The organism is Nocardia sp. NPDC060220, assembly GCF_042727815.1.
Lineage (GTDB): Bacteria > Actinomycetota > Actinomycetes > Mycobacteriales > Mycobacteriaceae > Nocardia.
In genome coordinates this window covers 1-8,842 of record NZ_JBHWZY010000225.1, presented here as the reverse complement: position 1 = coordinate 8,842, position 8,842 = coordinate 1, and the positions used below count along the sequence as shown (strand labels likewise).

6 protein-coding genes are annotated in these 8,842 nt (G+C 69.1%); 3 read left to right on the top strand and 3 right to left on the bottom strand.

The features are described 5' to 3' along the window. Positions 1 to 367: 367 nt before the first annotated feature. The gene (locus ACFWF3_RS14195) at positions 368 to 1,927 is read right to left on the bottom strand and encodes an FAD-dependent oxidoreductase (RefSeq protein ID WP_379314007.1); all 1,560 of its coding nucleotides are present in this window, start codon (positions 1,925 to 1,927) and stop codon (positions 368 to 370) included. Next, entirely contained in the window at positions 1,927 to 2,535 is a 609-nt protein-coding gene (locus ACFWF3_RS14190) for a TetR/AcrR family transcriptional regulator (RefSeq protein ID WP_378993732.1), read from the bottom strand. Before ACFWF3_RS14190 ends, ACFWF3_RS14195 begins: the two co-directional genes overlap by 1 nt. 196 nt (positions 2,536 to 2,731) lie before the next feature. On the opposite strand from ACFWF3_RS14190, the gene ACFWF3_RS14185 reads away from it, so the two are divergent. Beyond that, positions 2,732 to 4,360, top strand: coding sequence for an FAD-binding oxidoreductase (locus ACFWF3_RS14185; protein ID WP_379314006.1), 1,629 nt, complete (start codon positions 2,732 to 2,734; stop codon positions 4,358 to 4,360). Continuing rightward, the gene (locus tag ACFWF3_RS14180; protein WP_379314005.1) at positions 4,357 to 5,304 is read left to right on the top strand and encodes a diacylglycerol kinase family protein; all 948 of its coding nucleotides are present in this window, start codon (positions 4,357 to 4,359) and stop codon (positions 5,302 to 5,304) included. Before ACFWF3_RS14185 ends, ACFWF3_RS14180 begins: the two co-directional genes overlap by 4 nt. On the opposite strand, the gene ACFWF3_RS14175 is transcribed toward ACFWF3_RS14180, so the two are convergent. After that, positions 5,305 to 5,997 (bottom strand): AAA family ATPase, encoded by a 693-nt coding sequence (locus ACFWF3_RS14175; RefSeq protein ID WP_379314004.1) that lies wholly within the window; start codon positions 5,995 to 5,997, stop codon positions 5,305 to 5,307. A 299-nt stretch (positions 5,998 to 6,296) separates the two neighbouring features. Here ACFWF3_RS14175 and ACFWF3_RS14170 point away from each other — a divergent pair. Beyond that, positions 6,297 to 8,842: valine--tRNA ligase (locus tag ACFWF3_RS14170; RefSeq protein WP_379314003.1), on the top strand; the 2,546-nt coding region annotated here is incomplete at its 3' end.

Here is an 8,842-nt window from a genome sequence, read left to right as displayed (position 1 = left end):
AGCTTCATCCGCGCTGTTTCCTGTGACCGATGAGGGGTGGGTGAACACATGCGGTTGCTACCGCATCGGCGACCCGGCCGCGGACCGGCCACTTCGTGGCCGTCCCTCCCTAGGGGTCGGGAGTGCGGTTGCTGGGTTGGGTGGGTTGTTGAAGAGGGGGGACAGGCTGGGTTTGCGGTGTGGTTGGTGGGGAGGGGGACTGGCTGGGTGTGTGCGGTGTGGTTGTTGACGAGGGGGACTGGCTGGTGTCCGCGCGGTGGTTTTTGACGAGGGGACTGGCTGGGGTGCGCGCGGTGGTTGTTCAAGACGGGGACGGGGTTGGGTGGACCGTGTGGTTGGGAGTGCGGTCGGGGCAAGGCTTGGTTGATCAGGTGGTGATGGCGGCGTGTCTGGTGAAGGCGTCTTCGGCGGCGGGGGTGGCGGCTTCGCGGTCGGTGGGGACCAGGCCGATGCGGGTGCGGCGGTCCAGGAGGTCGTCGACGGTGAGGGCGGCCTCGTGGGTGATGGCGAAGTCGAATTCGGCGGCGGTGACGTCGATTCCGGGGGCGACCGGTTCGGCGAGGGTGGGATCGGCCAGCCAGGCGGACACGATCTGGCTCGCCTCGCTGCCGTAGCGCTCGATGAGGACCGGTGGGGCATCGATCCGGTCGCGGGCGGCACCGGCGACCGCGCCGACCAGGGGGATCCGGGTGGTGCGGCAAGGGCCTGCCGTGAGCGCGGCCTGGGCGACCGCGGCGTCGACGGCGTCCTGGGCCATCTGGCGGTAGGTGGTGAGCTTGCCGCCGACGACGGTGATCAGGCCGTCGGGAGCGGTGAGGACCGCGTGTTCGCGGGAGATGTCGGCGGTGCTGTCGTCGGCGGTCTTCAGCAGCGGGCGCAGGCCGGCGAACCGGCCGCGGATATCGGCGCGGGTCAACGGTTCGCGCAGCGCGGTGTTGATGGTGTCGAGCAGGAAGTCGATCTCGGCCTCGGTGGGCTGTGGCTCGTCGGGGATCGGGCCCGGCGCGTCCTCGTCGGTGAGACCGAGGTAGACGCGGCCGTGCGCGGCGGGCAGCGCGAAGACGAACCGGCTGATGCTGCCGGGTACCGGCACCGTCAACGCGGCGCTGAGGCCACCGAACGCCGCGGCGTCGAAGACGAGGTGGGTGCCGCGGCTGGGCCGCAGTTCGATGCTGTGGTCGACCTCGCCCGCCCAGACTCCGGTCGCGTTCACGACCGCGCGCGCCCGAACCGTCAAGGTCTCGCCGGTCAGGCTGTCGCGCAGCTGGACCGAATCACCCTTCGCGGCAACCGCCTCCATGCGCGTGAGCACCGTCGCGCCGTGCGCGGCCGCCGTGCGAGCCAGCGCGACGACCAGGCGGGCGTCGTCGACGAGTTGACCGTCCCAGGCCTGCAATCCACCGCGCAGCCCGTCGCGCCGCACGGTCGGTGCCAGGCGCAGGGCCTCGGCGGCGGCCACCCGGCGCGAGCGCGGCAACGTGTCGACCGAGGTGTGCGCGGCGATCCGGAGCGCGTCACCGGCGGCGAAGCCCGCGCGGATGAGTGAGCTCTGGCCCAGCTTGATGCCGGGCAGCAAGGGAACGAGTTGGGGGAGTGGGCGCACCAGATGTGGTGCGGTGGTGCGCAACAGGATGCCGCGTTCGACCGCGCTCTCGTGCGCGATCCCGACCCGTCCGCTCGCCAGATATCGCAGCCCACCGTGCACCAGCTTCGAACTCCAGCGGCTGGTGCCGAAGGCGAAGTCGTTGCGCTCCACCAGGATTGTGCGCAGTCCGCGCGCGGCGGCGTCGAGGGCGACGCCGGTTCCGGTCACACCGGCGCCGATCACCACCACGTCGACCTCGGGGTTCTCGCCCAGTGCGGTGAGGTCGGTGGTGCGGCGCGCGGCGTTCAGGGTGGCACCGGAAATGGGGAAGTCAGCAGGCATCAGGAGTCCTTCTCGGGTGGCGGGAGCAGATAACCCTCGATAGCCCTGGACAATTCGGCGTCGAACTCCGCACCGGCCAGCAGCGACTCCACCGTGCCCGCCGACTGCACCGCCGACTGGGTGATGAGCAGCAGCATGGTGGCCATGTGCTCGGCATCACCCGACCGGATCGACCCGTCTCGGTGCCCGAGCTCGATCACGGTCGCGAACAGCCCGATCAGCGTGCGCTGATTGCGGCCGAGCCGGCCGAACACATAGGTGAGCATCAGGTCGGTGTCGGTGCGGAAGATCTTGGCGAACACCGCGTTCGACCGAATCGCCGCCGAGCCCGTCACGATGCCGTGGACCAGCCGATCCCGGCCGAGGCCGGTGTCGGGCATGGTTTCGGCGACGATCGTGCGCAGTTCACGCACCAGCAGTTCGGCGATCAGCGATCCGGTGTCGGGCCAGCGGCGGTAAACCGTCGGCCTGCTTACCCCGGCCCGCCGCGCCACCTCGGTGAGCGTGGTTCGGCGAACCCCGAAGTCGACGACGCAGGCCCGCGTGGCATCGAGAATCGCCACGTCGGTGGGCGAAAGCTGGTCAGCGTGGGTCGCGAGATCGATCATCGTGCTTCACCGCCGGTGGGTTCGGTGGCGCCGGGACAGCTGCGCCGTGGTCGGGCTGGAACCGCCCAAGGGTATCGAGCGGACCAGCGGGGTTTCCGTCGCGAAGGGTCGGTAGTGACATCCGACAGCGGTACGGATGTCGACTCTGGGACATATCGTTGGTTACTGCTTGACACTATATGTCATTATGTAACGCATGGTCGAGACGCAACACGAACAAACCGGGTCCGCCACCGTGGCACCGAGCATGGTGTGGGACGCCTGGGGCGTAGCCGCCGGTCACCAGCCGCTGTCGGCGCAGATCCGTGGCCTGCTCGCGCAGGTGTTCGGGATCTCGGGTGAGCCGGTCGTACGCCGCGACGAGAACGATGTGCCGCTGATCCCCACCACGCTCACGGCCGCCGATCGGGCAGGCCTGGCGGCGATCGTCGGTGACGAACATCTCACTACCGCCGATCTCGACCGGCTGCGGCACGCGGGCGGCAAGAGCACCCCAGACCTGCTGCGCCGACGCGCGAACACCCCGCAGGACGCCCCCGACGCCGTCGTCTTCCCCGCCGATCACCCGCAGGTCCTGGCGCTGCTGGAGTACTGCGCCGAACACGGCGTCGCCGTCGTACCGTTCGGTGGCGGAACCAGCGTGGTCGGTGGCGTCGATCCCGTGCGTGGGCAGTTCGGCACCGTGATCGCACTCGATCTGCGCAGGCTCGACACGCTCACCGCGGTAGATCCGGCCAGCGGCACTGCCACCCTCGGCGCCGGACTCACCGGCCCGCAGGCCGAGGAGTTGCTCGGTGCGCACGGACTCTCGCTCGGGCACTTTCCGCAAAGTTTCGAATTCGCCAGCATCGGCGGGTTCGCCGCGACCAGGTCGTCGGGTCAGGCGTCGGCGGGCTACGGCCGGTTCGACGACATGGTCGAACGCCTGGTGATCGCCACCCCGCAGGGCACCCTCGACCTCGGGCGCGCGCCCGCGTCGGCAGCCGGTCCAGACCTGCGCGAGTTGTTCGTCGGATCCGAAGGCGCGCTCGGCATCATCACCTCGGTCACCCTGCGGGTGCATCCCGTGCCGGAAACCGTGGGCTACCAAGCCTGGTCGTTCCCGGACTTCGCCACCGGCGCCGCGGCACTGCGCAGTGTGGTGCAGGCCGGCGCCGCGCCGACGGTGATGCGGCTGTCCGACGAGGCCGAAACGGGTCTGAACCTGGCGCGCTCCGCCGACGTCGGCGGCAATCCGGTATCGGGCTGTCTCGCCATCACCACCTTCGAAGGCAGCCGGGCCCATGTCGCGGCCCGATCCGCCGAGGCGAGCGAACTGCTCGCTGCCGCGGGCGGCACCGCACTCGGCGAGGCGCCTGCCCAGCAGTGGGAGCACGGTCGGTTCGCCGCGCCGTACATGCGTGACGCGCTGCTCGATGTCGGCGTGCTGTGCGAGACGCTCGAAACCGCTACCAGCTGGGCCAATCTGGCGAATCTCAAAGTGAAGGTCACCGGCGCGCTGATGGACGCGCTCGGTGCGCAGGGCACGCCCGCACTGGTCATGTGCCACATCTCGCACACCTATCCAACCGGGGCATCGCTGTATTTCACCGTCGTCGCCAAGCAGCTCGATGATCCGATCGCGCAGTGGCGCATCGCCAAATCCGCCGCGAGCGACGCGATGGTCGCCGCGGGCGGCACCATCACCCACCACCACGCCGTGGGCGCCGACCACCGGCCGTGGATGGGCGCTGAAATCGGTGACCTGGGGGTTCGGGTGTTGCGTGCGGTGAAGCGCGAACTCGACCCCACCGGAGTGCTCAACCCTGGGAAGCTGGTGCCGTGAGCGAACATTCGATGCGGCGCGTTGTCGTCGTCACGAACCCGCGTTCCGGGTCGGGCCGGGGCGACGACGTCGCCGAGGCAGTGCTGGCCGAACTGCTGGCGCGCGGTGTCGAGGTGGTCGAGGTGCGAGCCCCGAGCGCGGACGAGTCGGTGACACAGGTCAGGACGCTCGTGGCCGGCGAGGACCGGCCGGATGCGGTGATCTGCGTCGGCGGTGACGGGCTGATGAACGTGCTGCTGGCCGCTGTCGCGCACAGCGGGGTGCCGCTCGGGCTGGTGCCCGCGGGCACCGGCAACGACCTGGCGCGCGAATTCGGGATACCGACCGGTGACCCCCGGGCTGCCGTCGAGATCGTGCTGGGCGGTCGAGCCCGGACCATCGATCTGGGGCGGATCGAATCGGCGGACGCCGCACCCACCTGGTTCGCGACCGTGGTCGGCACCGGCTTCGACGCGCGAGTCACGCTGCGCGCCAACAAGATGCGCTATCCCCGCGGCCCGCTGCGCTACACCGCTGCCGCGGTCGTCGAGCTGATGCGTGGCTACACACTGCCGTTCCGGATCGAGCTGTCCGGCCTCGCGCCCGGTGCGCTGGACAATCCGCCCGACTCCCACGTGGTGATCCTGACCGACGCGGTGATGGCGCCGATCGGCAACACCCGCACCTACGGCGGCGGCATGCTGGTGTGTCCGGAAGCGCTCGCCGACGACGGGTACCTCGACATCACGGTGGTCGGCGCGGTGTCACGGCTGGAGATGGCGCGGCTGCTGCCCGCGTTGTCGGCGGGCAAACGGATCGACCATCCGGCGACCAAGCGTTATCGGGCGCGGCGGATCACGGTCGGTGCCGAGGGCGGATACGCCACGGCCGATGGTGAGCCTGCGGGGATGTTGCCGGTGACGGTGCAGGCGATGCCGGGCGCGTTGAGCGTGCTGGTGCCCTGATCAAGCCGGGTCGAAGGCGATCCGGGACACCGCGTGCAGTGTCGGGCGGTCGATGATCACCACCGAGGTCGAGGACAGCGGTTGCGGGTCCGGTGCGAGGGCGGTGCCGCGGGCTCCCAGGGAGTCCATCATCGTTTCCCAGCGGCGGCAGTGTCCCGTGAAGGCCAGGCTGTTGACGCTTCTGCCTCGGCTGATCTGACCCGATCTGGCCTGCTCGGCGGGCACATCGATGAGCACCATGTGCAGTTCGCGGCGGCCCTGCTCGGTCCAGCGGGCGATCAGGCGACGGCTCCAGCGGAAGGTGGCGCAGTCGTGGATGGCGACCGGTCCGTCGCTGTCGCGGACCGCGTCGCGGATCGCGCGGTAGTGCGCGAGGTGGACCAGCGGGCGCCACAGGGAATACGGCGCCCAGCCCAACCGGTGACGCAGGCGATTGCGGGTGTGATTCGAGTCGAGGACGAGGGCGCCGGACGCGGTCCGCACCGGTTGCTCGGCATCGGGTCCCGAGCCGAAGAAGCGGTGTAGTGCGGTGGACTTTCCCGCGCCGGGGACACCGGCGAAGACCAGAACGGTGGTGCTCGGGTAGCGCAGTTCTTGGACCTCGCTCGCGCGCAGGTCCAGCAGGGCGATCGGGGTGATGATCCTCGGTGCCGACGCGGGAACGGGAGACGAGGAATCGAGCGGGGGCGTCACCCTCTCCAGGGTCCGGTAAAACGGACAAAACGGCAATCGGGGGTTGCCCGGATATTTCGGCTGGAGGGTTGGGAGACAACGGTTTCCGCGTGTCGTCGTGGCGCGTCACAGACCATGCTGACCAGCACCGGGTAGAAGCTGAGAATTCCATATGGATTCTGCTGAGTGGGGTCGATCGCCGGTAGTATCAGAGCTGTAGACGGAGTCTTCGGTGTCCCTCATCCACCGAAGATTCCGTCTTTTTTTGTGCTCGGGTAGGCGGGGAAAAAGCTGGTTGCCGCTCCCCTTAGGATTGGGACGTGACCAGCGCAGCCCCTGACAACTCGCGTAATCGTGCCGATGCCCTGCCCAAGAGCTGGAACCCCGGCGAGGTAGAGGCCGACCTGTACGAGGGCTGGGTCAACGCCGGGTACTTCGCCGCCGACGCCTCCTCGAGCAAGCCGCCGTACTCGATCGTGCTGCCGCCGCCCAACGTCACCGGCACCTTGCACATGGGCCACGCGCTCGACCACACGATCATGGACCTGCTCACCCGCCGCAAGCGGATGCAGGGCTACGAGGTGCTGTGGCTGCCGGGCATGGACCATGCGGGTATCGCCACGCAGACGGTGGTGGAGAAGCAGCTCGCCGTCGACGGGAAGTCCAAAGAGGACTTCGGACGTGAGCTGTTCATCGACAAGGTGTGGGACTGGAAGCAGGAGTCCGGCGGGCAGATCCAGGGCCAGATGCGTCGCCTCGGCGACGGCGTCGACTGGAGCCGCGACCGCTTCACCATGGACGACGGCCTCTCGCGTGCCGTGCAGACGATCTTCAAGCGGCTCTACGACTCGGGGCTGATCTACCGCGCCGAGCGCCTGGTGAACTGGTCGCCGGTGCTGCAGACCGGCATCTCCGACCTCGAGGTCGACCACAAGGAGGTCGACGGCGAGCTCGTGAGCATGCGGTTCGGCTCGCTGAACGACGACGAACCGCACGTGATCGTGGCCACCACCCGCGTGGAGACGATGCTCGGTGACACCGCCGTCGCGGTGCACCCGGACGACGAGCGGTACAAGGCGCTGATCGGCACCACGCTGTACCACCCGATCACCGGCCGTCAGATCCCGATCGTCGCCGACGACTACGTCGACCCCGAATTCGGTTCCGGCGCAGTGAAGATCACCCCGGCGCACGACCCCAACGACTTCGAGCTCGGCCTGCGCCACGGCCTGCCGATGCCGACGATCATGGACAAGACCGGCCGGATCGCCGACAGCGGCACTGAATTCGACGGCATGGACCGCTTCGAGGCCCGCGTGAAGATCCGCGAGCGGCTCGAGGCCGAAGGCCGCATCGTCGGCCGCAAGTTCCCCTACAAGCACCAGGTCGGTCACTCGGAGCGCTCCGGCGAGCCGATCGAGCCGCGCCTGTCGATGCAGTGGTGGGTCAAGGTCGACACCCTGGCCAAGGCCGCGGGCGACGCCGTGCGTGAAGGCGACGTGAAGATCCACCCGGCCAGCCAGGAACCGCGCTGGTTCGACTGGGTCGACAACATGCACGACTGGTGCATCTCGCGTCAGCTGTGGTGGGGCCACCGCATCCCGATCTGGTACGGCCCCGAAGGCGAGATCGTGTGCCTCGGCCCCGGCGAGGAAGCGCCCGAGGGCTGGGTGCAGGACCCGGACGTGCTCGACACCTGGTTCTCCTCGGGTCTGTGGCCGTTCTCCACGATGGGGTGGCCCGACTCGACCCCCGAGCTGTCGAAGTTCTATCCGACCAGCGTCCTCGTCACCGGGTACGACATCCTGTTCTTCTGGGTGGCCCGGATGATGATGTTCGGCATGTACGTGAGCGACGATCCGGTGCTCACCGCCGGTAAGGGCGGCCGGAAGCAGGTCCCGTTCGAAGACGTGTTCCTGCACGGCCTCATCCGCGACCAGCACGGCAAGAAGATGTCGAAGTCGCGCGGCAACGGCATCGATCCGCTCGACTGGATCAACTCCTACGGCGCCGACGCGCTGCGCTTCACCCTGGCCCGCGGCGCCCAGCCCGGCGGCGATCTGTCCGTCGGCGATGCGCACGCACTGGCTTCGCGCAGCTTCGTCACCAAGCTGTTCAACGCCACCAAGTTCGCCCTGATGAACGGTGCGCGCACCGGTGAGCTGCTCCCGCGCGAGACCCTCACCGACGCCGACCGCTGGATCGTCGACCGGCTCGACGCGGTCCGCGCCGAGGTCGACACCGCCTTCGACGCCTACGAATTCGGCAAGGCCTGTGAGGCGCTCTACCACTTCGCGTGGGACGAGCTGTGCGACTGGTACCTGGAGCTGTCCAAGGTGCAGTTCGCCGAATCCGACGCGCGCGCCGAGAGCACCGCGGTCGTGCTCGGCAGTGTGCTCGACGCGGTGCTGCGCCTGCTGCACCCGGTGATCCCGTTCGTCACCGAGACCCTGTGGCAGGCGCTCACCGGCGGTGAATCGGTGGTGATCGCCGCGTGGCCGCAGGCCAGTGGCGTGGCGACCGACGAACTCGCCGCGCAGCGAGTGGCCGATACGCAGCGGTTGATCACCGAGATCCGCCGGTTCCGCGGCGATCAGGGCCTGGCCGACAAGCAGAAGGTGAAGGCCACTCTCGTCGGGATCGAGGAGGTCGGGCTCGGCGGGTTCGCCGACTCGGTGGCCAATCTGGCCCGGCTCACCGAACCGGGCGAGGACTTCGCCACCACCGCCGAGGTGGAGGTGCGGCTGTCCGGCGGCACCGTCACCGTGCAGCTCGACACCTCCGGCGCGATCGACCTCGACGCCGAGCGTCGCCGGCTGGAGAAGGATCTCGCGGCCGCGCAGAAGGACCTCGACACCACCACGGC

What these genes read in the sequence shown, in the direction of transcription:
- ACFWF3_RS14195 (WP_379314007.1), bottom strand. Translation starts at nt 1,927, where the DNA reads ATGCCTGCTGACTTCCCCATTTCCGGTGCCACCCTGAACGCCGCGCGC.
- ACFWF3_RS14190 (WP_378993732.1), bottom strand. Translation starts at nt 2,535, where the DNA reads ATGATCGATCTCGCGACCCACGCTGACCAGCTTTCGCCCACCGACGTG.
- ACFWF3_RS14185 (WP_379314006.1), top strand. Translation starts at nt 2,732, where the DNA reads ATGGTCGAGACGCAACACGAACAAACCGGGTCCGCCACCGTGGCACCG.